We start from the raw sequence: 24,899 nt of genomic DNA on the forward strand, positions 1-24,899 counted from the left end.
TGGCGATTATTAACGTTTTACATTTTGCCCTGCTAAGTTTGATTTTACACAGAGTTATAATAAAAAGAAAAGGGGAGAATCTAAGAGTATCACTTTATGAAGGAGACCATCATGCAGGAGCCCTTAGTCGTCATCGTGAGAGCCACCATTACGTTTTTTGTAATTTTTCTTTATGCCAGATTGATCGGGAAACAACAGATCGGCAATTTTACGATGTTTGATTATATTAATGGCATTACGATTGGTTCCATCGCCGCGACACTAGCGACCGATCTTAACATGAGTGCCTTTATTCACTGGCTCGCGCTTACGGTATTTCTTGTTCTTACCATTTTGTTGCAGTTAGTCGGCCTTAAGAGCCGCCTGCTTTCCAAGGTTCAGGACGCGGAACCGGTCGTTCTCATGGAAAAGGGGAAGATACTGGAAAAAAATTTACAAAAAGTACGTATCACCAAAGATGAATTAATGGTCCAATTACGAACGAAAAATATTTTTTCCCCGGATGAAGTGGAAGCCGCTTTATTGGAACCGGACGGCTCCGTGTCGATCTTGCTACATTCTGACTATCAGTATGTGCAAAAAAAAGACTTAAACGTTTCATCCCAACGAACCAAATTGACGACGGAAGTGTTGATCGAAGGTGAGCTCATTGAACAAAACCTCAGGCAGCGTAATATAGATTACGAGTGGTTGCTGGGGCAACTAAAGGCTAAAGGCATCCACAGGCTTGAGGACGTTTCTTATGCCGCGATCTTACCGAATGATACGCTGTATGTTGACTTATACGATGATCAGCTGGATGATGAAATGAACATTAGTGATTATCCCGGTCCTTATTAAAACTCCCACGGGGATGATGTTATGAGAACTTTCTTACTTTATGCGATACCCATTACATTTATCATCGTTTCCGTAGCTGTCATTACGAGCGGCAGCTGGATCAAGGAGTCAGATGAAGATCTTCTTCTTTATGTGCAAAACATTGAAGCATATGCTAAAGAAGAGAATTGGGAAGAAGCAGAACGGGAACAGGCCCATGCTAAAGTCGTTTGGGATCGAATAGCCAAACGGGTGCAATTCAGCGTGCCTAGGAATGATGTGCTCGCCATCAGTGAATCCCTCTCCAGAATGAAAGGCGGCATTGAACAGGAAGACGCTGACAGCATTGTTCCGGAAGCGTACCATTTCTATGAATTATGGGAAACGCTGGGGTGGTGATTGATATTGCAGCTTGAGTTACTTTACAATAGGAACTTAATCTATCAAACTGAAAATATATGAAAATAAGTGCCTCTACAAGCATTACAGAAGATAATGGGAGGAATAGCTAATGGCGCAGCACCGTTCGCGAACGGAGAAACGCCGGGCTGAAGAGAAGAAAAAACGGTCCCCGATTAAAAAAGTTTTGTTCACCTTCATTGGCGTTCTGGTTGTTGGTTTGGTCGTGATGACAGCGGCAGGAGCGGCAATGATTTCGGAGGCCCCTGAGCTCAATGCAGAAGAACTTACGTTTGCGGAAGGGGCAACGATTTATGATATGAATGATAATGAGCTCGGACGGTTGCAAGGATCCGAGAATCGTACGTATCAGGAAATCGATGCCGTGCCTGAACATCTCAGGAATGCTTTTATCGCGGTTGAAGACTCTCGTTTTTATGAACACAGCGGCATTGACATGTACCGGATTGGCGGAGCGATTGTCTCTAATATTACTGATGGGTTTGGATCTGAAGGGGCGAGTACCATTACCCAGCAACTTGTCCAACAGGCCTTCTTATCCTCCGACCAATCGATTGAAAGAAAATTGCAGGAACAATGGCTCGCTTTGCAAATGGAGCAGCAATATACCAAGGATGAAATCCTGGAAATGTATTTGAACAGCAGTTACTTCGACAGTTCAGCCTGGGGGGTTGGAGAGGCCGCCATTCGTTACTTTAATAAAGAGGACCTGGATGAATTGACGGTCGCCGATGCCGCCGTCCTGGCAGCTATTCCGCGGCGCCCTTCCTATTATAATCCGCAAAATAACCCGGAGGAGGCTGAAGAGCGTCGGGACTTGGTCATCTCTATGATGGAAGAGCAACAATTAATTAGTGAGGATGAAGCCACAGACGCCATGGCTGTGGATATCGAAGAGCAACTGGATTACACACCTCCGGACAATGTCGCTTATCAATCGATCATTGACCAGGTGATGGAAGAAGTTGAAAACATTGAAGGGATTGAAACCTCTGATCTATACGCGGACGGTTTTGACATTTATACAACCATTGACCCGGAGGCGCAAGAGATCGCACAGGATGTTATTCAGAGCGATGAATATATTGATCAATACCCGGATAGTGACGATTTTCAGGTAGGCTTTTCACTCCTTGACACGGAAAGCGGAGCAATTCGTGCTATGGTAGGTAATCGAGAGGAAACAGAAGAAGAAAGGGGCTTGAATTACGCGACTGCTGCCAGTGGCTCACCGGGTTCGACGATAAAACCCATCCTTGATTATGGTCCGGCCATAGAGGAACTGGATTGGTACACCGGAGAAACCATTGACGACGAACCGCATGAATATTCGAATGGGACTTCCATTCGTAATTATGGCGGCAGTTACAGTGGAGAGGTCTCAATGAGGGAAGCGCTTGTGCGCTCATTAAATATTCCTGCTGTAAAAGCGATCCAGGAAGTCGGTTTGGAGGATGCACAAACGTTTGGCGAAAGTCTTGGGCTCGATTTTGAGCAGAATATTACCGAAGGCTATGCGCTAGGAGGCTTTTCCCAGGGTGTATCCAGTATGGACATGGCCGGTGCCTATGCCGCCTTCGGAAATGAAGGAACCTATAATGAACCTTATACCGTTCGCAATGTGGAATTTCGTGATGGAGAGGAGATAGACAATAGACCCGAATCCGACCAAGTGATGTATGAATCGACCGCTTACATGATGTCGGATATGCTTACGGGTGTTGTCGATGACTCTTCCGGAACCGGTCAACGCGCGAATATTGAAGGACTGCCTCTGGCGGGAAAGACCGGAACTTCGAATTTCACTCCTGAAGACCAGGAGAATTATGGCATCCCGGATGGGGGTGTGCCGGATGTTTGGTTCAACGGTTATACCACTGATTATACGGCGGCTGTGTGGACTGGATTTGACAGTGAACACGGGAGTGACTATTTAATAGGTGAAGAACGGGACATTGCCCAGGATATTTTCCGCATTATCATGAGCAATGTTCACGAAGGAGAGGGAACCGAGGACTTTTCACGTCCGAATTCCGTTTGTGAGACAGACGGCGAACTCTATCGCTGTGGAAATCCGCCGGAAGAAGTAATGGAAGAAGATGATGAGGAAGGAACAGAAGAAGAGACGCCGGAAACACCCGAGGAGGAAGGCATAGAAGAAGAGGAACCGGAAGAAGACGACGAAGATGATGAGGAAGATGAAGATGATGAGGAAGATGAAGAGGGTGACGAGGAAGAAGATGAAGAGGAAGAGGAAAACGATGAAGAAGACGATGAAGAAGATGTAGACGAGGATGAAGAAGAAGGCGAAGAAGAGGAAGAGGAAGACGAAGACGAAAGCGAAGAAGAGGACGAAGAGTCAGATGAAGAGGAAGACGAGAGTGAGGAAGAAGAGGAAGAAGAGGAAGAAGAGGACGAGGATGAAAATGGCGAGAATGAGGATGAAGAGGATGACGAAGATGCGGAATATGACGAAGAAGAAGAGAACGAGGTAGAGGTAATGGAAGAAGATGAAGAAGACGAAACCGATGAGTAACTCATAAAAAAGCCCGGTGTCATCCGGGCTTTTTCCATTTAAAAGCTTTTTTCCAGTTCATCGATCAACGAACCGACGTAGCTTACCGCCTGGGAAATCGGCTCGGAGGTGGTCATGTCCACGCCACCTTTTTTCAGCAATTCAATTGGGTCAAGCGTTCCCCCGGCTTTAAGCATAGAGAGCCAACGTTCGATGGCGGGTTGCCCTTCCTGGATAATTTTTCCCGAAACGGCGGTGGAGGCTGTTAACCCGGCTGAATAGGTGTAAGGGTAGAGGCCCATATAGTAATGCGGTTGTCGCATCCAAGTGAGGGCTGCTCCGTCATCAAGCTCCACGGCATCTCCCCAAAATCCGGCGAGCACATTATATTTTAATTCGTTTAATCTTTTGGAAGTGAGAGGTTCGCCTTCTTCAGCGACGCGATAGACTTCCCGTTGAAATGCGCCTTCGAGCAGATGGGTAACAAAATTGTGATAATAGGTGCCGAGCAAGGACAGAATCACCCAGCGTTTCATCTGCGGGTCTTCGGATTTGTTGAGTAAATGCCGGGCGAGCAGCATTTCGTTCATCGTCGATGGCGCTTCAATCATATAGGTGGATGGCCGGACGCTCCCGGCCCTCTGGTGTTGATTGGCGAGATAAAAATGGCCGGCATGACCGAGTTCATGAGCGAGTACAAACGTTCCGCGCATCATGTTCGTCCAGGTGATAAGGATGTAAGGATGGGCGCCATAGGGGCTCGAACAGAAGGCGCCGGTTTGCTTGCCAATATTATTGGCTCGGTCCACCCAGCCTTCATACAATCCTTTTTCCATAATCGATACGTACTCGCTCCCCATGATTTCCAGGGCATTGAGAATGGTTTCGGCGCCTTCCCCGTAGCTGATTTCCGGTTCATAATCAGGGTCCATGGGGGCTTTAAGATCCGCGAAGGTCATTTCATTCAAACCGAGTATGCGTTGTTTCAGCTTGGCATAGCGCTGCATGTGTGGGGCTAATTGCTCATAGATCGTATCAATTTGCCGTTCGTAGGTGTCCCTGGACACGCGTTGGTTGTGCAGGAGCATATCGGTGACCGAATCATAACCGCGTAAGCGAGACGTAAGGACCTGTTTTCGCACTTCCGTGGCATAGGTACTCGCATAAGTGTCCTGATAGCGACTCAATCCTTCGATGAACTTTTCGTAGGCGTTGCGGCGCACGCTCGTCTTCGCGGAGAATTCATATTTATCTTCGTACAGGGCGAAGGACAAGGGATATTCCACGTCCAGGTCATCTTTAAAAGGCGGGAAGCTTAAATCGGAAGATTTGCTCTGCTGATAGATTTTAAAAGGGGCATCATGAACTTCGCCGAGAGCCGCAAGGATTTCTTCGCTTTCTTGTGAGAAGGCGTAAGGTTTTTCCCTTAATATCGCTTGAATGGGCGTGTCGTAGTTATGAAGCTCTGGTGACTCCCGAAAATAAGCCGAGATCGTTTCTTCGGATAAAGCAATGATTTCAGACGTTATAAAAGAAACCGCTTGTTGATACTCGCTATATAAGGCACTGGCCTTTCCTTGCCGGTACTGGTTATTCGGATCAGTGCCATCTGTGGCCATTTGCAGTCGGGCGTAAGTCATGATCGGAATCAGCTTTTCCTGCAGGCGTTCATGCGTTTGCAGGCAAGCGAGCAAGACGTCCGCGCTTTCCTGCAGGCGACCTTTGTACACGCGGACGTCGGGAATCTCGTTTTGCAAAGCCTCATAAGCTTTCTCCCATTCGGTTTCATCGCTGAACAAGTCTTCGATTTTCCATTTTTCTTGTTCCGGAATGTCGGCGCGCTTTTTCAACGTGTCAATGCTCATCGGGTATCATCCTTTCCACGGGTCTGTTCGTAGACTTTCAGATTGGTGTAAGTCGTATGCAAATACGGGGTGTCGAGGTCATAATCTTTGGCGATTTTAAGTAGGTAACCCTGGATGTGGTCGGCTTCCACGGGCAAACCTTTTTCAATATCCTTTTGCATCGATGCCTTCGTTTCCGCAGAGAGTTTCATGAATTGCCCCCATGCTTTTTCAGCGAAATCATCTGCGATCGGTGCGTCTGTATGTTGCATGACGGTCGTAATTTCCTGAATGAGCAGGCGGGTAAACGCCAGACCTTCCGTCGATGCGCGAATCGGTCCGACCGGACTGTTAAAGAGGGTGGTGATGCCGGATAAAGTTGTGATGAATAAGTATTTTCGCCACATATCTTTTAAAATCTGCTCACTCGATTGTACATCGGCATTTGTGTTTGCAAAGGCATCGGCAATGTTTTGCACACGATCTGTTTGTGATCCATCTAATTCTCCAAACGTGAGGCGATGGCCGCTGCTCGTATGCTGAATATATCCCTCAGGTGTCAGGGTGGATTCAATAAAACAGAGTCCGCCGAGGATGGCTTCTTTTTTGAAAAAACGTTTGAGCGTTTCCAAATGTTCCATCCCGTTTAACAGCGGGATTAACACCGTCTCCTCATGCATAAAAGGTGTCAGGTCCGAGGCTACATTTTCGAGCTGATAGGCTTTTGTACTAAGCAGAATAACGTCAAATGTGTCCGTCTCCCCTTTTTCGATCAGCGGGGGAGCAAGATTGGCATCCCCTTTGACGCTTTGCAGCACGAGCCCTGTTTTTTGCAACTGTTGTCGCCGTTTAGGGCGCACGAGAAAGGTGACGTCTTCTCCGGCTTCGAAGAGCCGCCCGCCAAAGTAGCCACCAACCGCGCCCGCGCCGACAACAAGAAACTTTAATCCCATGCCTTTTCCTCCTTTCGATCTCTCAATATCCAGTATAACGAAATGGGCCAAAAGTGGAAATACTTGTGCATCAAGTGGCTCCCGCGGAAGAAAAAATGTTAAACTGTAGAAAGATATTCGGGGAAGGAAAGGGTGACATGAAAAAAACGAAAATAGCCTTGTGGATGATTGGCTCATTCATTTTGGTTGTGGTGCTAAGTGTAGGTGCGTACATATATATTAATCCCGGACCGAGCATGGAGCACACGGAAGGTGCGGAGTGGCTTACAGACATACCTATTGCCCACAGGGGTTTCCACACAGAAGACTTGACCATCCCGGAAAATTCCATGGCAGCGGTTGAAAAAGCAATGGATAAAGGCTATGCCATCGAAATCGACATTCATCTGTCCGCTGATGGGGAAGTCGTTGTTTTTCATGACGCTCATTTACAGAGAATGACGGGGGTTGATGCCTACGTGGATGAGACTGCCTGGCAAGAAATGAAGGAGCTTACGCTGTTGGAGACAGAGGAAACGATTCCCCGGCTCGATGATGTCCTCGAACGCGTTGATGGGGAGGTCCCTTTGCTCATTGAAATCAAGAACGAAGGTTCCGTCGGAGAACTGGAAGAAGGCGTACTTGAATTAGTCCAGGATTATGACGGGGATTTTGCCATCCAGGCTTTCAATCCATTCGTTTTGCAATTTTTCAAAGAACAAGCGCCCGATATCATCCGGGGACAACTGTCCGGCAGTTTCGAGGGAGAAAATCTTCCCTTTTATGAAGCATTCGCGCTCAGGTACTTGGCTCTGAATAATTTCAGTGAACCGCATTTTGTCGCCTATGAATACGATTGGATGCCACAGTGGCTGGCTAACCGGCAAAAAGCGAAAAACGTTGATTTGCTTACTTGGACGATTATCAGTGAAGAAGAGATGCACCACGCCCTGGATGGCAAATATGACAACGTTATATTTGAATTTTTCGAACCTGACAAAGATTTCGCGGGATGAAAGGTGTAACTTGGTTGGAGTGATACCACTCGGGACTGATCTCGCTCGATGAAAGGTGTCACTTCCTTCGAGTGATACCACTTGGCGCTGATTTCACGCGATGACTGGTGTCACTCCCTGATTTTCCTTTCGAAATGGTCCGATCTATACTAATCGTGGTGAAAGGTCATGGTGAAAGGATTTCTGAAACACACCACTAAGAGGAACGAAAAAATGTTAAACTGATGGAAAAAAGGATGAAGCTCACAATGAAAACCTTTCAAGCATCAGCAGCGATTAAACGTTTACCCGACCAGTATTTTTCCAAGTTGGAAAAAAATATTCTCGCCCTCAAAAATGAAGGGCATGACGTGATTAACCTTGCCCAGGGGAGCCCCGATCAACCGACGCCCCGCCATATTATCGAGTCGTTGCAATCGGCTGCGGAAGAACCGCGCTATCATAAATATTCCCCGTTTCAGGGGTTTCGCTTTTTGAAAGAAGCGGCCGCCGAATACTATAAAAACGAATTTGATGTCGATTTGGACCCTGATGAAGAAGTGTGCGTGCTCTTCGGGGGAAAAGGCGGGCTCGTCGAAGTAAGCGAGTGTATGCTCGATGCCGGCGATGTCGCGCTCGTGCCTGATCCGGGTTATCCCGATTATTGGTCAGGCGTGGCGCTTGCGAACGCGAAAATGGAGATGATGCCTTTACGGGCGAAAGACGGCTTTTTGCCGCGGTATGATAATATTTCCGAAGAAGCAAAAGAAAAGGCGAAACTGTTGTTTTTAAATTATCCGAACAACCCGACGGGGGCAGTGGCTAATCGCTCATTCTTCGAGGAAACGGTGGATTTTGCTACTGAGAATGATATTTGTGTCGTTCATGACTTCGCGTACGGCGCGCTTAGTTTTGACGGCAAACAGCATGACAGTTTTTTGCAGATTCCGGGGGCGAAAGAGACGGGGATCGAGGTTTATACTTTATCGAAAACGTATAATATGGCCGGTTGGCGCGTAGCGTTCGCGGCCGGGAATCGATCGGTGATTCAAATGCTGAATACCATTCAGGACCACATGTATGTCAGCTTGTTCGGAGCGGTGCAAAAAGCTGCGGCTGACGCGTTGACAGGCCTGCAAGATCATGTGGACGAGTTGATTAGGATGTATGAGAGCCGCCGGGATGTATTGGTGAAAAAAGCACGTGATTTGGGTTGGAATGGCGAAGCGCCTAAAGGCTCTTTTTTTGCCTGGTTTCCTTGTCCGGATGGCTTCTCGTCTGACGAGTTCGCGAACAAATTGCTGCAGGAAGCCCATGTGGCCGTTGCTCCGGGGCGCGGTTTTGGCGAGCACGGCGAAGGGTATGTACGAATAGGACTCGTCAATGATGAAGCGGTGATCGAGGAAGCTCTGGATCGTGTGGCTAAGCTTAATGTCTTTTAAGGGAGGGATAATAAGGTATGAAAGTCGCGATTTATCAGATGGATGTGCAAGCGGGGAAGCCTGATGCAAACAGGGACAAGGTGCAGCGGTGGCTGCAGGAGGTTGTTGAGCAGCAGCGACCGGACGTTGCCGTGTTGCCGGAAATGTGGACGACCGGCTACGCGCTTCCCGACATCGAACAGCTCGCGGATGAGGAGAACGGGACGACGCAGCAATTTTTACAGGCATTGGCCAAAGAACACGCTGTTGATCTGGTCGCCGGCTCCATTGCCGTAAAAACTGACGACGGTGTCGTCAATCGCGCCCTGACGATTTCTCGAAAAGGGGAGATCATTCATACGTACGACAAGATTCATTTAGTGCCTATGCTCGATGAACCCCGCTATTTATCCGGAGGCAAAGCGAAGGCCAAAACATATGAACTGCAGGGAACGACGGTGGGCTCGTTTATTTGTTATGATTTACGTTTTCCGGAAGTGACGCGTTCATTAGCCGTCGACGGGGCAAAAGTATTGTTTGCCTTTGGAGAATGGCCGGCCGCACGGCGTGATCATTGGGACGCGCTCTTGCGCGCGCGGGCGATTGAAAATCAATGTTTTGTCATTGCTGCCGGGGCTGTCGGCAGTTACAAGGGAGCCGCTTTTTCAGGACACTCCACGGTTATTTCCCCGTGGGGAAACGTGCTTGCTTTAGCGACCCCTGATCAGGAAGAAACGATGGTCACGCACATAGATCTCGCGGAAGCGGATGAATTTCGCGAAGCGGTGCCTGTGCTCAAAAATCGCCTCCCGGACCTTTACTAGAAAGGAAGAGAAAAATGAAGCTGGTCACATATCGTGAAGGACATGTTGAAGTGGCGGGCATTTGGCTCGATGATCAGATTATACCGGTTCACGCGGTGAACCGACACTATGACCTGGATTTTCCCGTTACGTTGCAGGGGCTTATAGAGAGGGAAAGGATTGCGGATTTACAACAAGCGATTGAAAATACAGAAGATATCCCGGGAGGGATGAATGCACAAGACGTCACATTCGGGCCGTTATATCGACGCCCGCCTAAAATTTGGGGCATCGGACTCAATTACGTCGACCATGCCGCCGATCTGCATGAAACCGCGCCCAATACCGAACCGGCAAGTTTTATGAAACCGGCGACAACGGTGATCGGTCCCGGCGATGACATTCAAGTGCCTCCCCAATCCGAGCGTACAACCGGCGAAGCGGAACTCGGCATTGTAATTGGCAAGCGCTGCAAGGACGTACCCGAAGCCGATGCGCTTTCCGTTGTTGCCGGCTATACGACCGTCATTGATATGACGGCCGAAGACATTCTGGAAAAAAATCCGCGTTACTTAACACGCTCCAAAAGTTTTGATACCTTTTTCAGTTTCGGTCCCGCGTTACTTACCCCGGATGAAGTGGATTCGCTGCATGTTTTGGAAGTGGCCACATATATAAACGGCTCGCTTCATCGCAAGAATGTCGTTGCCAATATGACGTTCAAACCGGAAATGCTCGTTTCTTTTCACTCGAAAGTGATGACGCTGGAGCCCGGCGACATTATTTCAACAGGCACGCCGGGCGCGGTGCAGCTGAATGATGGCGATCGGATACGCTGTGATATCAACGGTTTCCCATCGATGGAAAATACTGTTATAGATCTTAAAAGAGGAGGCGATTGAGTTGGATTTACAATTGCAGAATAAAGCAGCCCTCGTTCTCGCGGGAAGCAAAGGACTGGGACGGGCTATTGCCACCGAGTTGGCCCGCGAAGGCGCCAAAGTTATGATCGCAAGCCGGGACGAAGAACAACTGGAGCAAACGGTGGGGGAGATCCGGAGAGACATCGCCGGGACAGAGATGCAGTATGCCGTTTGTGATCTTACGAACGAAGAGGACATCAAAGCTGCCGTAAGCAAGACGGTGGATCAATACGGTACCATTGATGTTTTGATCAACAACAGCGGGGGACCGAAAGCGGGTGGATTTGAAGATGTGAATGCCCAGGATTGGCAGAACGCTTATGAGTTAAATTTACTCAGCTATGTTCGCGCCACCGATGCAGCCTTGCCTCATATGAAAACGCAACAACACGGACGCATCGTGAATATCACGTCTTCATCGATCAAGCAAGCTTTGGACGACATGGTGCTCTCCAACACTTTTCGGGCGGGAGTGCTCGGTTTGACGAAAAGCCTGGCCTCAGAATACGCCGGCGATAATATCCTCGTAAACACCGTCGGCCCGGGTCGAATCGCCACCGATCGCGTGGCTTCGCTGGATGAGTTAAAAGCATCGAAGCAAAATAAAGATGTAGACACGGTGCAAAAAGAAGCAGAAGCAAGCATTCCCGCCGGACGGTACGGCCAGCCGGAAGAATTCGCAAAAACGGTGGCGTTTCTCGCCTCAGGCGCGAATAGTTACGTTACCGGAGAAGCGATGCTCGTGGATGGGGGCTTGGTGAAGGCGCTGTAAGTACAAGAATCCAGTAGAACCGGTATCTCAGGGGTAGCACGACAAGAACGAAAAAAAGTAGTTACCCCTGAGATTCAGCCCTCTGGGTAACTACTTCATCCAAGTAGTGAACACTGCCCCTGGGACATGTTCTATTGGAGACCGTTGGTATTAGCAACACCCTCGGTCTTTTAGCTTATTCAATGCGGAATTTGATTAAACAACAATTCAAGCATAGATGAAAAAAATTGAGGGATCCATGATGGAAATACGAGTGTTGCGATATTTTATTGCGGTAGCGAATCAACAGAGTATTTCGGCGGCAGCACAACATTTACATTAGAAATTATTAGCGGAGAAATCTACATCGGCGGTGGCGAAACAGAAGCGATGCACCTGATTGCTAAAACGTTAAAATCATTACTAAACGATTATCCAAGTATCCAGTTTCATTTATAAAGTGGCAACGCGGATGACATTACGGATAAACTAGACAGTGGATTATTGGACTTCGGTATTGTCATAGAACCGACAGATAAGCGGGCTACCGATGTTTGGGGTGTATTAATGCGCAATATTACTGGGACATATAACTTGCTTTATAACGCCACCCTCATGGTTGAAGAAGGCCTTGGCTATGCTTTGTGCATAGATAAACTTATTAACACGTCAGGCGACAGCAACCTTTGTTTTAGACCTTTGAACCCTGAATTACAGGCCGGTTTAAATATTATCTGGAAAAAACATCAAGTCTTCTCCGCTGCAGCAAGTAAATTTTTAGATCGAATTCGACATAATATTGAAACATATAACGACAATGCAATCGAGTAGGAGACGGTTAGTCACCGCCTCCTACTCGATTAAACCTCTATTTTATCCTTTTTATGAATATCCTCCGTCCCTGCATCCAAAGCGGTCTTGTAATAGTTGCATTTATGATTAATAAGTTCCATCGTCTTATTTATTTCTTCCATCTGTGCTTCTACAACCGCTTTTCTTTCCAGGAACATATCGTATCTCTGTTGCAACGTGGCATCCCCATCAGCAACCCAATCGATAAATGTTTTAATTTCCTTGATCGGCATCCCTGTGGATTTGAGACATTCAATAACTTTTAAAGCTTCTATATCGGACTCTTTAAACAATCGTGTTCCGCTGGATGTACGATTTACAAAAGGCAATAGGCCTTCCTTGTCGTAGTAACGTAGAGTGTATACGGTCAGATTTAACTCTTTTGCAACTTCCCCGATAGAATATTCCATCCTCGCTCATCTCCTATTATATTTAGACTTCGAGTTAACTCTATGAGCAAATGTATCATGTTGTATGCTCATTGTCAAAGCATGTTGGCATTCTTGACTTATAGTTGGCTATAGGTTTTATGCTCATTTTACATCGGAAGGAGTGAAACCGTTGAAAGGGTGGAGTTCCGATCCCAAAATTCTTTTCGGAACTGGTAGACAGTTCACGTTCATTGTGGTAATCTGTTAAAAGATGTAGGGATATTCCTATACATCCTATACAAATAAAATTCACTAGGGGAGCCATTAAGTGGCTGAGAAAGGCTTAGCTTTGACCCTTGGAACCTGATCTGGTTTATACCAGCGTAGGGAAGTGGAGTTACAAGTCATATCTATTGCTGTACATATGACCAGTCGCTCTGTTTCCCTGAGGGCGGCTTTTTTGCGTGTCTCCTCTCGTGATAAAAAATGGAGGAAATTTTATGTCATTTACAGAAGAACTTAGACGTGAAGCTGATCCAATTTTTCAGGCTATCTTTACCCACCCTTTTGTACAAGGCATCGGAAACGGATCATTACAGTCCGAACAGCTTATTCATTACGTGAAGCAAGACTTTGAGTATTTGAATACTTTTATTCAAATTTATGGACAGGCGATCCATCAATGCGACAATCGAAAAGACATGGCAATGTTTAACGAACAAATATCATTTATTTTAAATAGCGAGATTCACCCCCATAATAACTTTTGTGAAGTAGCAGGCGTTCAGTATGAAGATCTACAATATGAACGACTCGCGCCGACCGCGCATCATTACACACGCCATATGCTAGATGTTGCTCAAAGTGGGTCACTGGGAGAAATATTAGCTGTGCTCCTCCCATGTCCATGGACTTACAATGAAATCGGAGACTATTTAAAAAGCGAAAAACAACCAAACAAATCTCACCCATTCTACGAATGGATCAACTTTTACAGCCGTGAAAAAGGCGAAATGAACGTCACTGAAGATTTCCGTTCTCGCTTGGATGCATATGCTAAAACGGCGAGTGTACATGAAAAAGAACAGATGAAAGATCATTTCATTAAAAGCTGCCAACTCGAATATTCGTTTTGGGAGATGTCGTATAATCAGGAAAAGTGGCCAGTGTTATAGTTTAAGATCTGTAATACTGTTCATTTTCGGGGATTTTCTATAAAACAATGAAATAAATGTTCACTGGGGGAGCCGCTGGACGGCTGAGAAAAGCTTAGCTTTGACCCTTGGAACCTGATCTGGTTCATACCGGCGTAGGGAAGTGGAGTTCGTGTGTCATGATTAACGAGTCTGTTTTTTATTTGACAAAAGCCACTCTGATTCTCTCAGGGTGGCTTTTATTTTGCTGGAGGTAAAGCTGTAATATGATACCAACAAGAAAGCTTCAACTTCGGGACATTATCGTTATGTCTGCCATTTCTATTGTCTTCGGAATTCTTTACCTTATATGGATCTTTGCTGCAGGTCTTCTGTCCGGCGTTATAGGTCCTATGGGCGGGGCATTATTATCAGGTTTATGGATTATGGCTTGTATTGTTTGTGCGTACATCATTCGCAAGCCCGGTGTTGCCTTCATGGGTGAAATGATTGCTGCATTCACAGAAGTACTCATTGGTTCAGTTAGTGCAGGGTCTGTACTTTTGCTGGGATTTACCCAAGGAATCGGTTGCGAAATAGTGATTGCCCTATTTTTATGGCGCAGATATTCGCTTCCGATACTTATGCTAGCCGGTATGGGTGGAACCACTGCGAATTTTATCACGAGCTATTTCGTGTCGGGCTGGAGCCAATTTGCCCCCAGCTTGTTAATGGTTATGCTTGGTACAATGCTTATAAGCGGTGCACTGGCTGCCTGGTTAAGTAAAGGCATCGCCGATCAACTTGCCCGAACAGGGGTATTAAATGATTTCGCACTCGGACGTGAAAAATTACAACAACAGAGGGAGGAAAGCAATCATGGTTTGCGTGCAAACTGAGCAACTTTCGATCCGTTATCCGACGGTGGAGACACCGACGGTTCAAGATATTACAGCTTTCTTTCGTTCCGGCTCCCGTTCTTTAATTCTCGGCCCAAGTGGTGTAGGAAAAAGTACACTTATTCTGGCTCTCAACGGAATCATCCCGCAATCGTTAGACGCTGAAGTCTCCGGTGAAATCGCCATCGGAGATGTTCATCCACAACATCAAACGGTAGGCGAAATGTCGCGGAAGGTAGGCATTCTTTTTCAAGACCCCGAGACACAATTTTGTATGTACTCCGTTGAAGAAGAAGTCGCGTTTGGGTTGGAGAATTTGCAAGTGCCTCGGGAAAAAATGGAACCCGTTATTCATGATTCCCTTCAAAATGCCGGCTTGTTACATGTCAGACAAGAGCCTATTCATGCCCTTTCCGGCGGAATGAAGCAAAAACTCGCGTTGGCATGTCTGATGGCCATTGACCCTGAAGTACTCATACTTGACGAGCCAACGGCGAACCTCGACCCTCAAGCAACCATCGACGTTTTTGCATTGATCGACCACTGGGGGAAGCGTGCGAATAAAACGATGATTTTCATCGAACATCAACTGGATGATATGATCCATTTCATCGATGACGTCATCATTTTAAACAAAAGTGGGAAGGTGGCTTACACAGGAAAACCAAGGGCTTTATTTCAAGAACATGCGAACCGATTATTCGCCGATGGGATATGGTTACCCAAAACGGTGCGCACCGCAATAACATTGGAAGACCGAATCAAATGGGATCCTTTTCCGCTTGTACTTACTGAACTTGAGCAGCAATTAAAAAAAGAAGGGATCCCGCAGCCCGCTATGCCGTATCCAAAAGCAGAAGAGGAACCAAAATCAGAGAAACCGATCGTTGAAATGCAAGATGTTTATTATCAATATGACCATAAATCGAAGAGCCCTTTCGTATTGTCCGGGCTTACACTTCACATCCATCGGGGTGAATTCGTCGCACTTGCAGGGCCGAATGGCGCAGGGAAAAGTACCGTCGCTCAACTGCTTCTCGGAGTAAAAAAACCATCCTCAGGGATTATTAAATGGAAAGACCGCCCATTGGCCTCGTGGCCAGGTGATCAATTTATGAGTCAAATCGGACTTGTCATGCAAAATCCCGAGAGTCAGTTCATTACAGAGCGAGTCGACGAAGAGATCTCCTTTGGACCAAAACGTATGGGATGGTCCAAAGACGAGCTTCAATCTCATGTCGATCAACTGCTCGAGACGTTCGACCTCGCCCATGTTCGAGCCCAAAACCCTTTTTCCTTAAGCCAGGGGCAAAAACGACGGCTATCTGTTGCCACCATGCTCTTCAATCACCAGGAGCTTCTCATCCTTGATGAACCTACGTTTGGCCAGGATGCCGCGAATACCGAGCAATTGATGAAACTGTTAAAATCCCTTCAAAAACAAGGGAAAACGATTCTTATGATCACACATGATATGGGCTTGGCGGACCAATATGCCTCTCGGATGATTGTCTTACAAGAAGGTGGTTGTGCATATGAGGGAGCGCCCGTAACGTTTCTACATTCCCTTCATTATCAACCATTACGGGATCAAACCAACCTAACAACACCCTTGGATCGAAAATTATACCAATGGCAGCATCAAGTTCAACAGAAGGTAAGCGTTCAATATGCTTGAACAATACCAAACGGCCCATCACTTTCTCCAACAAATCAATCCGTTACTGAAATTACTGGCGTTGCTAGCTGTCATAGCCACCATGATTTTCGTTTTTGATCCCTGGACACCCCTGCTTTTGTGGGTAGTTTCCGTATTGATGCTTCATTTCTTGGGCGGGATTCCTGTAAAGTTCATTGCGTTTATCAGTATTCCTTTTCTTTTGTTCGGTTTTACGTTTGTCTGGATCAACGCTATATTTCCTGCAGAAAGAGGAGACGTGATTCTGTTTTCGGTTTTTGGCTTGCCCATTGCATTGGAAAATATTGAAACAGGTATATCACTCGGGTTTCGCAGCCTTGTATTTGGCACTTGGTCGATCCTGTTTGTCTTAACCACGAGCCCGATGACATTTATGCATAGCCTCATCCAAAACGGCAAACTGTCCCCACGTTTTGGTTATGGCATCATGGCAGCCTACCGTTTAATTCCGTTGTTCAAAAACGAATATCAGCAAATGCGTCTCGCCCATCGTATTCGGGGACTTGGTGAGAGTGGCGGCCTTCTGGGGGGCATTCGTCAAATGAAGCGTTATGCCATTCCTTTGCTCGCCAGTGCCATTCGCAAAGCTGGGCGTTTGGCGATTGCCATGGAATCCAAAGGTTTTGATGGGAGTCGAGACCGTACTTACTATCGCGTTGTTCGTTGGTCATCGAAAGATGCTATATTTGCTACAATCGTTTCCATGATCCTCATTATTTTAATGATCGGTAGGCAAGGGTGGGTTTAACATCATACCATAACCATCTACTTTGGTAGGGTCTTGTTCGATTCCGAAGTACCCTACCTCTTTTTGATATATTGACAGATGAGAACAAAAATATTACTATATTGTCAACCTTTAAATATTAATGGTTAACAATAAACGGGTGATTCATTTACTTACGATGGAGGCAGAGTATGACACATGAGTTAATTTAAAAGAGCAAAAGGTATCTTTGCAAAAATGGCGCGCGATTACATTGATATCTCAATGCTTAAAAACCAAGTGGAGGTAGCAAATGAATAATTGGATGGAATTAGCTGAACGTGTGTTAGACGGTGGAGAAATAACCAATGAAGAAGCAGGATCAATATTAGAATGTCCCGATGATGAAATATTATTGCTTATGCATGCTGCTTTCCAGATTCGAAAGCATCATTATGGAAAAAAAGTAAAATTGAATATGATTATGAATGCAAAGTCTGGTTTGTGTCCGGAGAACTGTGGATATTGTGCCCAGTCGGTCATCTCAACAGCGCCAGTTGATGCCTATCGATTTGTCGACAAAGAGACGCTTTTAGAAGGCGCAAAGCAGGCACACGATCTCAATATTGGGACGTACTGTATTGTTGCGAGCGGAAGAGGGCCGTCCAACCGTGAAGTTGACAAGGTGATAGAAGCTGTAGAAGAAATTAAAGAAACTTACGGATTAAAGCTGTGCGCATGTCTTGGACTCTTAAAACCTGAGCAGGCGAAGCGCCTGAAAAAAGCTGGGATTGACCGTTACAATCATAATATCAATACATCAAAGAGCAATCATTCAAACATTACCACTTCTCACACGTATGATGATCGCGTGAATACGGTTGATATTGCAAAAGAGTCGGGAATGTCCCCATGCTCTGGAGTGATTGTGGGGATGAAGGAGACAAGGCAGGATGTTGTAGACATGGCAAACAGTTTAAAACACCTGGATGCGGACTCTATTCCAGTAAATTTTTTACATGCGATTGACGGAACGCCATTAGAAGGCGTCAACGAATTGGATCCCTTATATTGCTTGAAAGTTTTAGCGTTATTCCGTTTTGTGAATCCCGCTAAAGAAATCCGAATCTCCGGCGGTCGAGAAGTGAACCTTCGTTCTTTACAGCCATTAGGATTATATGCGGCCAATTCAATTTTTGTGGGGAGTTACTTAACGACAGAGGGGCAAGAAGAAACCGAAGATCATAAAATGCTGATGGACCTTGGGTTTGAGGTGGAGTCGGTTGAAGAAATGAAAGCTAGCTTGGCAAAGAATTAGCAGGTAGTCATCAAGTAACTCCCCATACTTTTTTGGATGAAAGGCTCCTTTTAGCTGCCACTTAATGCAAATAGCCGGCATTTTTTCTTTTCTTTTTACATGGCTGAAGAAAAAGGTATTGACGATGCACTTCAACCCAATTCTGGTCATAGCAATCGTCGTCAATCGCTCGAGGTTTATTCAAAACTGGCGATAACAGTAGTACAAGAAGGGTACGAACAAGTGATTGGTTATTTTCCGGAAGATCACATTTCCATATTTTGTGACATAGGTGGCACCTAACGGAACGTTCGCTGGTTCTACCCCATATGAGCAGTATTATCCTGTTATATAGGCCTATTAATAGTAATTATTACAAAAATTATAGCAGAGAAGGGTAGATGAAACATTCTCGTACATGTGGTGCGGGGATGTTTTTTATTTTGAGTATAGCTAGCTCACCAGAGGTAAATGTTATCTAGGGATCCCAGTTTATCGGAGGTTTAAGGATGGAGCTATTTTTGCAAGCAGTCATTATTTATGTGGGTGGTACAACGATTTTAAGGATTAGCGGCAGAAGATCAATATCGCAAATGACGATACCGCAAACGGCGATCATGATTGGAATCGGTTCATTGATGATCCAGCCGCTAACCGGAAATGGTACGTGGTGGACATTAGCTATCGCTTTTGTATTGATCCTGTGTCTGATTGCCACTGAAATACTCCAAATAAAATTTAACCGGGCAGAAAATGTGATATCCGGAAAAGCAGTGCCGGTTATTGAAAATGGGACATTACATGAAAAAAATTTGAAGAAGCTGTTGCTTCCCGTAGATAAATTGGAAGCACGTCTTCGGGAGGCGGGCATAGCCTCCATGGAAGACGTGGAAATGGCTACCATCGAATCAAGCGGACAATTGGGATATACATTAAAACCGGGAAAACAACCGGCAACGAAGGAAGATATTCAAAACCTGGTTCAACTCGTTCAAAATGGCCAGTCAACTAACGCAAATACCCAGGAGACGATGCAAAATGATATCTTTACCGAAACCGAGAACAAAGAGCCCGGAAATACTACGAACATCCCGGGCAAATTACAATGAGCCCCTTGATTCACTATATTAAACAAAAAATGAACCCTCCGAGATAGAAGGAGAGAAGGCAAGATGCATAAATATTCAACAGAATGCCCAAAGAATCGAGGTATTCGGAGGATTTCTACAGTGAAATTTTGCTTCCGATAATATATATTATGTTAACTTTAATTTGAAATTGGGGCGGAGTGGTTTATCCACAGTACGGGTCAGGTTTGTTCACAGCCCGTTTTCTCTTGTTTAGTCTGTGTCATCTCACCTTTTTGATCTGTTATATACATACAAAAACCTCTCTGGCTGCTGAATGCCCCTGAAGGTTTTGAGATTCACGCTTAGCTGCTCGCTAAACCATTTGCTGAAGCTACAATCATTCACGTGCCTTCCTGTGCTATAATTAAGTTATAAGGGTAAAATGGAGGAATTTACATGCGTCTTCCCGAGGAAAAAAATTTAAGTGTAGAAGCATTTTATAAAATGCGTGAAGACACAGATCACATTTTGGAATATGCTGATGGTATTGTTTTTATTTCGCCCTCGCCCTCGCCATCGACACGGCATCAACAAGTTTCTGCCCGGTTGAAGGCTAAATTGTTTAACTTCTTGACGGTGAAAAATGCGAAGTGTTCAGTTCACCTTATGATATTCATCTGTATAGAGGCGATATCGATGATACAAAAATCTTCGTACCGGACTTATCCGTGATTGGGGAAAGGATTCCCGAGATACAGTTGATATTATATTAAACGCTAGTTTACCGACGTGTCTATGCTTTATATTTTCGGTTTTGCGTCCTCCTTCAATATCTTGCAGCATGGAAGATTTTCCGCCGTAGTGACCAAACCCGCGAGCCCGGCTCCTACGACGATGACATCGAAATCCATGGTGTGAAGCCTCCTTGTTGCCTGTCAATCTTCTTCCTCTACCAAGCCCACGAACACGACCGATTCAATAAAATTCTGGGAGATCTCGCCTTCTTCATCTTTTTCAACGAGCGTCAAATCCTGGCTAAAGGGCGTGCCGATCGGGATCACCATTTTTCCGCCGCTTTGCAGCTGGCCAAGGAGTTCATCCGGGATTTCAGGGACAGCGGCTGTAACCATAATGCGGTCAAAGGGGTCGTGATCTCTCCAGCCACGGCTGCCGTTCCCCTGTTTGAAGTAAACGTTCGTAAAGCCCGCTTCCTGCAGCTTCTTTTTTGCCCCTTCCTGTAAAGGTTCAATGCGTTCAACGGAATAGACGGATTCGGAAAAGGCAGCGAGTAACGCCGTTTGAAATCCGGAACCCGTACCGATTTCCAGCACTCTGGATTCAGGGTGCAGATCGAGTGCCAGGGTCATCTTTAATACGAGGGTCGGCTGGGAAATCGTTTGCCCAAACCCGATGGGCAAGGGCCGGTCCATAGAGGCTAAATCTTTATTCTCATCAAGGTAAAAACTTCGGTCCATGTTTTCAAAGTAGTTAATGATGGCTTTTTCTTGGCTCAATGTGTTCACCCTTTCTTAACTGCCAAAATAATAAATCCAGCCCTCTTTCTTAACAACGTGATTGGCGTGTTCCGGAGGATGGACCAGTTTGGGAAGCAAGGCTCCATTTGTGCCATAGGCTATGGCATAGAGCGCACAAATGCTGGCATCGTAAGCGTCCGTTCCCGGTCGTATGCCAGCAGGCAAATATTTTCTAAGCGCTTCGCTCGCTTGCGATGTTTTAGATTTTTTTACCAGGGCGGGATATACCTCAATGATGATCCTGCTATCTTTTTCCGACTGTTCCGCCATCGGATAGACTTTGAAATGATCGTTTTCCTCCCACATCCGCGTATGCTGAATAGCGACTGTCGTGTTATTGCCGATACGGTCAAAGGCGGCCGACATTGGTTTCTTTCCCAACGCTTCATGGATGACTTGATCTGTATATCGATAAGCCAGGGGGTTATGAATGTCTTTTTGCGGTTTTCGAGGCGGGTGTGCTCCCCCATTGATGAAGCGGACAAACTCTTTTGGATAACCGAGGGGTGCGTCTACGCCAATGATGACAGGATGGCCGGTATCAAGGAAAAAAGAATCAGTGACCGCGTTTGTTAATCGGTGCAGCGATAAATGTCCATCGTCGGGGATCGTCATTTCTGTTGGCGTCCCTTTCCATTCAATGACATGCGTTGTCGGGTCCCATTCACAGATCGCCACCCCATGATTGTTTCCCATCCATCCCCCTACGTCCCAGCCGATGCCGATGATTTTAGGAGCCTTCAAGGCAAAGGTTCCCTTCGCAAAAAAGCGGTCATACAGTGATTCGCTCCCCACCCGTTTATGATTTCATCCATTTCCACGGTCAAGACCTCGATCCCTTCTTGTTCGAGCAATACTTTCGTTTCCGGATTTCCGGCCGGCATGACGATTTTCCCCGGTTCGAGAACGACAAAATTTAAAGCCATTGTCTGCTTTATTTCTTCGATATTCGTGGCTTCGATCAATTGGATGCCGTGTTCCATTAATTGTCGGGCACAATCGTACGTCACATGCCACGGGAAAATCACCATTTTGTCTCTATCAACCATATTCATGTACCCATCCAGGTGAATGCTGCCGTAAGGGATCTGCGTTTTGATAATATTGGTAACGCCGAGATTTCGCAATTCGAATTCCACCTGGTTCACGCCGGACGCATTCGCTCTGCTGCCGGTTCCGAGCAAAACGGTGTCCGCATCGATCCACATGGCACAAGCCCCTTCAAAAATGCCATCGCCATTAATCGTTGAAATGATGGGGACGCCCAATTCTGTTAACGTTTGGGCGACGGCCTTTTCTTCTCCTCTTCGGAATGGGTTGCCCGGCCTTCCGATAATCGCTCCTTCCGGTGTCATAAACATTAAATCTCTAACATACATGGCATTGGGTCTGTCTTTTCGCTGGTTTTTTACATAATGCACATCAATGCCGTGTTCACGGTAGATATCTGCCAAGGCCTCCTGCTGTTTCCTCGCCCGTTCAGGCTGAATCGGCGCGCGAAAACGGTAAGCGGCATAATTGTCCTTGTCGATCCCATTGATTTCATCACCCGGTCTGTGCATGAGCACAGCTTTCAGCGGGGCTACTTCCGAATCACAATACCAATCGCCCCAAAGCCTCGGCATCTCTTCCGCAAAAGATTCTTCGCCCGGAAACCATCTTTCTCCCTGTACGTTTACGCTCATTTCCATCCTCTCCCAAGTAAAAGTCCATATTTTTCTTTTATTTTACTATGATTTGGCTCGGTAAAAAAGCTAGATCACTTCTGATCCCTCTCGGGTCGTCCCCACTGTCTTTTGAGAGGGATCACATTGGCCTTCTGATCCCTCTCGGATCGTCAGCACCGGCGTTTGAGGGATTACATTGGCCTTCTGATTCCTCTCGGATCGTCCCCATTGGCTTTTGAGGGATCACATTGGCCTTCTGATCCCTCTCGGGTCGTCCCCACTGGCTTTTGAGGGATCACATTGGCCTTCTGATCCCTCTCGGATCGTCCCCACTGGCTTTTGAGGGATCACATTGGCCTTCTGATCCCTCTCGGGTCGTCCCCACCGGCGTTTGAGGGATTACATGGCCCTTTTGCCCCCTCTCGGAGCAGTTCCACGGTTTTTGAGGGATCACATCGCTTTTTCTGGGCTGCGCCTTAAAAATAGTTTTTCTTTGACTTTACCTTGAATGTTGCGGCGCCCAGGATTTGCATAGCTGAAATTGCTTCTCCCAGCCAGAAGTAAGCGCGATCTCGAAAATATTCTCTCGGCGAAACATACGACAACGAGAATACACTGCCAAAAAAAACGGGGATCCTTCATTCGCGAGGATCCCCGGCCATCAGTGATTCCTCGTTGACGAAATCAAAGCCGGCTTTTAATATCTTTTGCGTTTCCTTAAATCGTTCCTCTGCAGAATCTGTCCGCATGACGACGGCAATCAAGCGCTGGTCCTGTTGCTCGGCGGTGCCGATAAACGAATAACCTCCCATTCTGGTATACCCGGTTTTTAAGCCGTCAACACCGGCGAGAAGATCTTCGCTTTCGAATTCAACGTCAAGCTCCACTTGTTCTGCTCCCATCTCAACGTCCTCGGCATCCTCCGATGCGATAAGCGCATTCGTGTTGGCCCACTCCTGATTTTCATATGAAAGCGTAAACGATGGTTGTTCCGTTAACTCGGTAATGTTCGGATAATCCGCGAGCAGATGGTAGCCGACAATCGCTGTATCACGAGCGGTCATTCTTGATTCAAACTCAAGGTTTTCATGGGGGAGGCCGCTGGCGTTCATAAAATTGGCATGTGCAGACAACCCGAATTCATCGGCTTTTTCATTCATGCGCTCAATAAAGTTGTCTTCACTGCCGGCGGTATGTTCCGCGAGGGCGACGGCCGCGTCATTGGCCGAGGCGAGAGACATTGCCTGAAAAAGGTCAGCTACTTCCATGCTGGAATTCTCCCTCAGATATATACTGGCTCCGCCTGTTCCGGCAGCGTTTTCACTGATCTCGACGTGATCCTCCAGGTCGAATTCGCCATTTTCAAGTGATTCCAATACCAGATACATCGTCATCATTTTTGACATACTTGCCGGTGGCAGAGGTTCCTGGGCATTTCTTTCCCATAAAACGTTACCCGTATCAGCATCCATGAGAACGGCCGCTTCCGCTTCCGTATCAATATCTTCCGTTCCCATCGGTGTAATAGTAGATTTTTCGGATAATCCTGTCATCTTTTGCGAGTGACCTGTAAATGTGGATACATCAAAAGGATGTTCTGTAGAAATAACAGCCAGGAAGGCTAGGGCGATACATATCTTTACTATGGTCCAAAATCCCCGCATGGTCTTCTCCTTTACCCCATTTTCAAGCTGTATGCTTATTATATGCCAAAATTTGTGTTAAAACAATAGACTATAAACCTATCATGTTCATCCCATAATAAGTAACCCAGGCAAGGCAGAGCATATTGACGCTTCCCTCCCCGAGCCAGGAACCAGTACGGGTATGAAACGGAAAGCGTATGGTCGTTTCCAAAGGATAAAAGAGCTGGATGCCCCGCGATGTAAGCATATCGAGGAGGTAATGGCTCACCATACCTATGAATGCCCCGTGTTGAATCATTTCACCGGCGCTCCCCGGAATCATCCCTGTGAGTACGGCGATCAACACGAGGAAAATGAGGCTATGGGTAAAGGTACGGTGGCCAAAAATCAGGCGTAGCAGCCACGAAAAAACGGGTATGCGTCTTCCCGCTTTTGATTGCGGGTGACAGATATCCGGAAGTAGACCACCCCCTAACGCGGCGCCGAAAAAAATGGCTGTCTCCCACCCCATTTCTATGGACGTTAAGGTTTCAGGTGTCAGCATATCATAAGCAGTCGCGGCCGCTAACGCGCCGACAAGATGCGTACCGGCTTTCATTAA

Annotated in this window: 22 protein-coding genes, 1 pseudogene and 2 riboswitches; of the genes and pseudogenes, 15 read left to right on the forward strand and 8 right to left on the reverse strand. The window is 46.5% G+C overall.

Going from position 1 to position 24,899, the window contains the following annotated elements; all coding sequences use genetic code 11:
- Window positions 1–96 precede the first annotated feature (96 nt).
- From BLS58_RS00080 to BLS58_RS00090, 3 genes are all read left to right on the forward strand, one after another.
- Window positions 97–840 (forward strand): YetF domain-containing protein, encoded by a 744-nt coding sequence (locus BLS58_RS00080; protein WP_245722997.1) that lies wholly within the window; start codon window positions 97–99, stop codon window positions 838–840.
- A gap of 21 nt (window positions 841–861) precedes the next feature.
- Window positions 862–1,218: a DUF4363 family protein gene (locus BLS58_RS00085; RefSeq protein WP_090395526.1), complete on the forward strand. Its 357-nt coding sequence runs from the start codon at window positions 862–864 to the stop codon at window positions 1,216–1,218.
- Window positions 1,219–1,330: 112 nt separating this feature from the next.
- Window positions 1,331–3,775 (forward strand): transglycosylase domain-containing protein, encoded by a 2,445-nt coding sequence (locus BLS58_RS00090; protein WP_090395527.1) that lies wholly within the window; start codon window positions 1,331–1,333, stop codon window positions 3,773–3,775.
- 38 nt (window positions 3,776–3,813) lie between these two features.
- On the opposite strand, the gene pepF is transcribed toward BLS58_RS00090, so the two are convergent.
- Window positions 3,814–5,619: an oligoendopeptidase F gene (gene pepF, locus BLS58_RS00095; RefSeq protein ID WP_090395528.1), complete on the reverse strand. Its 1,806-nt coding sequence runs from the start codon at window positions 5,617–5,619 to the stop codon at window positions 3,814–3,816.
- Entirely contained in the window at window positions 5,616–6,551 is a 936-nt protein-coding gene (locus BLS58_RS00100) for a ketopantoate reductase family protein (RefSeq protein WP_090395529.1), read from the reverse strand. The genes pepF and BLS58_RS00100 overlap by 4 nt, the downstream gene beginning before the upstream one ends.
- 137 nt (window positions 6,552–6,688) lie before the next feature.
- Here BLS58_RS00100 and BLS58_RS00105 point away from each other — a divergent pair, with 137 nt between their 5' ends.
- The 6 genes and pseudogenes from BLS58_RS00105 to BLS58_RS00130 all read left to right on the forward strand — a co-directional run bounded on the left by BLS58_RS00105 (window position 6,689) and on the right by BLS58_RS00130 (window position 12,254).
- Window positions 6,689–7,546 (forward strand): glycerophosphodiester phosphodiesterase family protein, encoded by an 858-nt coding sequence (locus tag BLS58_RS00105; RefSeq protein ID WP_176764516.1) that lies wholly within the window; start codon window positions 6,689–6,691, stop codon window positions 7,544–7,546.
- Window positions 7,547–7,794: 248 nt separating this feature from the next.
- Window positions 7,795–8,967 carry a pyridoxal phosphate-dependent aminotransferase gene (locus BLS58_RS00110; RefSeq protein ID WP_090395531.1) on the forward strand — a complete coding sequence of 391 codons (1,173 nt, stop codon included), beginning with the start codon at window positions 7,795–7,797 and terminating at the stop codon, window positions 8,965–8,967.
- Between the two features lie 17 nt (window positions 8,968–8,984).
- The gene (locus BLS58_RS00115) at window positions 8,985–9,770 is read left to right on the forward strand and encodes a carbon-nitrogen family hydrolase (protein WP_090395532.1); all 786 of its coding nucleotides are present in this window, start codon (window positions 8,985–8,987) and stop codon (window positions 9,768–9,770) included.
- A 14-nt stretch (window positions 9,771–9,784) separates the two neighbouring features.
- Window positions 9,785–10,651 carry a fumarylacetoacetate hydrolase family protein gene (locus tag BLS58_RS00120; RefSeq protein WP_090395533.1) on the forward strand — a complete coding sequence of 289 codons (867 nt, stop codon included), beginning with the start codon at window positions 9,785–9,787 and terminating at the stop codon, window positions 10,649–10,651.
- Between the two features lies 1 nt (window position 10,652).
- Window positions 10,653–11,444 (forward strand): SDR family oxidoreductase, encoded by a 792-nt coding sequence (locus BLS58_RS00125; protein WP_090395534.1) that lies wholly within the window; start codon window positions 10,653–10,655, stop codon window positions 11,442–11,444.
- Between the two features lie 241 nt (window positions 11,445–11,685).
- A pseudogene (locus BLS58_RS00130) lies at window positions 11,686–12,254 on the forward strand (LysR family transcriptional regulator).
- A gap of 29 nt (window positions 12,255–12,283) precedes the next feature.
- On the opposite strand, the gene BLS58_RS00135 reads toward BLS58_RS00130, so the two are convergent.
- Window positions 12,284–12,685, reverse strand: coding sequence for a MerR family transcriptional regulator (locus tag BLS58_RS00135; protein ID WP_090395535.1), 402 nt, complete (start codon window positions 12,683–12,685; stop codon window positions 12,284–12,286).
- A 265-nt stretch (window positions 12,686–12,950) separates the two neighbouring features.
- Window positions 12,951–13,053: riboswitch (TPP riboswitch) on the forward strand.
- A 93-nt stretch (window positions 13,054–13,146) separates the two neighbouring features.
- Between BLS58_RS00135 and tenA the strand changes: the two genes are divergently transcribed.
- The 6 genes from tenA (at window position 13,147) to BLS58_RS00170 (ending at window position 19,489) form a co-directional block, all read left to right on the forward strand.
- Window positions 13,147–13,821 (forward strand): thiaminase II, encoded by a 675-nt coding sequence (gene tenA / locus BLS58_RS00140; RefSeq protein ID WP_090395536.1) that lies wholly within the window; start codon window positions 13,147–13,149, stop codon window positions 13,819–13,821.
- 55 nt (window positions 13,822–13,876) lie between these two features.
- Window positions 13,877–13,979: riboswitch (TPP riboswitch) on the forward strand.
- Between the two features lie 87 nt (window positions 13,980–14,066).
- Entirely contained in the window at window positions 14,067–14,678 is a 612-nt protein-coding gene (locus tag BLS58_RS00145; RefSeq protein WP_090395537.1) for an ECF transporter S component, read from the forward strand.
- Window positions 14,659–16,356: an ABC transporter ATP-binding protein gene (locus tag BLS58_RS00150; protein WP_176764517.1), complete on the forward strand. Its 1,698-nt coding sequence runs from the start codon at window positions 14,659–14,661 to the stop codon at window positions 16,354–16,356. Before BLS58_RS00145 ends, BLS58_RS00150 begins: the two co-directional genes overlap by 20 nt.
- Window positions 16,349–17,125 carry an energy-coupling factor transporter transmembrane component T family protein gene (locus BLS58_RS00155; protein ID WP_090395539.1) on the forward strand — a complete coding sequence of 259 codons (777 nt, stop codon included), beginning with the start codon at window positions 16,349–16,351 and terminating at the stop codon, window positions 17,123–17,125. Before BLS58_RS00150 ends, BLS58_RS00155 begins: the two co-directional genes overlap by 8 nt.
- Window positions 17,126–17,396: 271 nt before the next feature.
- Window positions 17,397–18,401: a biotin synthase BioB gene (gene bioB, locus BLS58_RS00160; RefSeq protein ID WP_090395540.1), complete on the forward strand. Its 1,005-nt coding sequence runs from the start codon at window positions 17,397–17,399 to the stop codon at window positions 18,399–18,401.
- Window positions 18,402–18,889: 488 nt separating this feature from the next.
- The gene (locus tag BLS58_RS00170; protein ID WP_090395541.1) at window positions 18,890–19,489 is read left to right on the forward strand and encodes a DUF421 domain-containing protein; all 600 of its coding nucleotides are present in this window, start codon (window positions 18,890–18,892) and stop codon (window positions 19,487–19,489) included.
- Between the two features lie 896 nt (window positions 19,490–20,385).
- On the opposite strand, the gene BLS58_RS00180 is transcribed toward BLS58_RS00170, so the two are convergent.
- The 5 genes from BLS58_RS00180 to BLS58_RS00200 all read right to left on the reverse strand — a co-directional run bounded on the left by BLS58_RS00180 (window position 20,386) and on the right by BLS58_RS00200 (window position 24,896).
- Window positions 20,386–20,964 carry a protein-L-isoaspartate(D-aspartate) O-methyltransferase gene (locus tag BLS58_RS00180; RefSeq protein WP_425433653.1) on the reverse strand — a complete coding sequence of 193 codons (579 nt, stop codon included), beginning with the start codon at window positions 20,962–20,964 and terminating at the stop codon, window positions 20,386–20,388.
- 15 nt (window positions 20,965–20,979) lie between these two features.
- Entirely contained in the window at window positions 20,980–21,729 is a 750-nt protein-coding gene (locus BLS58_RS00185; RefSeq protein ID WP_090395544.1) for a DUF429 domain-containing protein, read from the reverse strand.
- Window positions 21,726–22,670, reverse strand: coding sequence for a dimethylarginine dimethylaminohydrolase family protein (locus BLS58_RS00190; protein ID WP_090395545.1), 945 nt, complete (start codon window positions 22,668–22,670; stop codon window positions 21,726–21,728). Before BLS58_RS00190 ends, BLS58_RS00185 begins: the two co-directional genes overlap by 4 nt.
- Window positions 22,671–23,290: 620 nt before the next feature.
- On the reverse strand, window positions 23,291–24,316 hold the full coding sequence (locus BLS58_RS00195; protein WP_090395546.1) for a D-alanyl-D-alanine carboxypeptidase family protein: 1,026 nt from the start codon (window positions 24,314–24,316) through the stop codon (window positions 23,291–23,293).
- Window positions 24,317–24,386: 70 nt separating this feature from the next.
- Window positions 24,387–24,896, reverse strand: a complete 510-nt coding sequence (locus BLS58_RS00200) for a metal-dependent hydrolase (RefSeq protein WP_090395547.1) — start codon at window positions 24,894–24,896, stop codon at window positions 24,387–24,389.
- Between the last annotated feature and the right edge of the window lie 3 nt (window positions 24,897–24,899).

Origin of the sequence: Natribacillus halophilus (genome assembly GCF_900100185.1) — a bacterium.
GTDB lineage: Bacteria > Bacillota > Bacilli > Bacillales > Marinococcaceae > Natribacillus > Natribacillus halophilus.

Excerpts from the sequence above, each read along its gene's own strand:
- BLS58_RS00100 (WP_090395529.1), bottom strand. The coding sequence starts at position 6,551 with ATGGGATTAAAGTTTCTTGTTGTCGGCGCGGGCGCGGTTGGTGGCTAC.
- BLS58_RS00170 (WP_090395541.1), top strand. The coding sequence starts at position 18,890 with ATGGAGCTATTTTTGCAAGCAGTCATTATTTATGTGGGTGGTACAACG.
- BLS58_RS00200 (WP_090395547.1), bottom strand. The coding sequence starts at position 24,896 with ATGAAAGCCGGTACGCATCTTGTCGGCGCGTTAGCGGCCGCGACTGCT.
- BLS58_RS00090 (WP_090395527.1), top strand. The coding sequence starts at position 1,331 with ATGGCGCAGCACCGTTCGCGAACGGAGAAACGCCGGGCTGAAGAGAAG.
- BLS58_RS00195 (WP_090395546.1), bottom strand. The coding sequence starts at position 24,316 with ATGCGGGGATTTTGGACCATAGTAAAGATATGTATCGCCCTAGCCTTC.
- tenA (WP_090395536.1), top strand. The coding sequence starts at position 13,147 with ATGTCATTTACAGAAGAACTTAGACGTGAAGCTGATCCAATTTTTCAG.
- pepF (WP_090395528.1), bottom strand. The coding sequence starts at position 5,619 with ATGAGCATTGACACGTTGAAAAAGCGCGCCGACATTCCGGAACAAGAA.
- BLS58_RS00145 (WP_090395537.1), top strand. The coding sequence starts at position 14,067 with ATGATACCAACAAGAAAGCTTCAACTTCGGGACATTATCGTTATGTCT.
- BLS58_RS00105 (WP_176764516.1), top strand. The coding sequence starts at position 6,689 with ATGAAAAAAACGAAAATAGCCTTGTGGATGATTGGCTCATTCATTTTG.
- BLS58_RS00120 (WP_090395533.1), top strand. The coding sequence starts at position 9,785 with ATGAAGCTGGTCACATATCGTGAAGGACATGTTGAAGTGGCGGGCATT.
- bioB (WP_090395540.1), top strand. The coding sequence starts at position 17,397 with ATGAATAATTGGATGGAATTAGCTGAACGTGTGTTAGACGGTGGAGAA.
- BLS58_RS00110 (WP_090395531.1), top strand. The coding sequence starts at position 7,795 with ATGAAAACCTTTCAAGCATCAGCAGCGATTAAACGTTTACCCGACCAG.
- BLS58_RS00190 (WP_090395545.1), bottom strand. The coding sequence starts at position 22,670 with ATGAGCGTAAACGTACAGGGAGAAAGATGGTTTCCGGGCGAAGAATCT.
- BLS58_RS00155 (WP_090395539.1), top strand. The coding sequence starts at position 16,349 with ATGCTTGAACAATACCAAACGGCCCATCACTTTCTCCAACAAATCAAT.
- BLS58_RS00080 (WP_245722997.1), top strand. The coding sequence starts at position 97 with ATGAAGGAGACCATCATGCAGGAGCCCTTAGTCGTCATCGTGAGAGCC.
- BLS58_RS00085 (WP_090395526.1), top strand. The coding sequence starts at position 862 with ATGAGAACTTTCTTACTTTATGCGATACCCATTACATTTATCATCGTT.
- BLS58_RS00135 (WP_090395535.1), bottom strand. The coding sequence starts at position 12,685 with ATGGAATATTCTATCGGGGAAGTTGCAAAAGAGTTAAATCTGACCGTA.
- BLS58_RS00115 (WP_090395532.1), top strand. The coding sequence starts at position 8,985 with ATGAAAGTCGCGATTTATCAGATGGATGTGCAAGCGGGGAAGCCTGAT.
- BLS58_RS00150 (WP_176764517.1), top strand. The coding sequence starts at position 14,659 with ATGGTTTGCGTGCAAACTGAGCAACTTTCGATCCGTTATCCGACGGTG.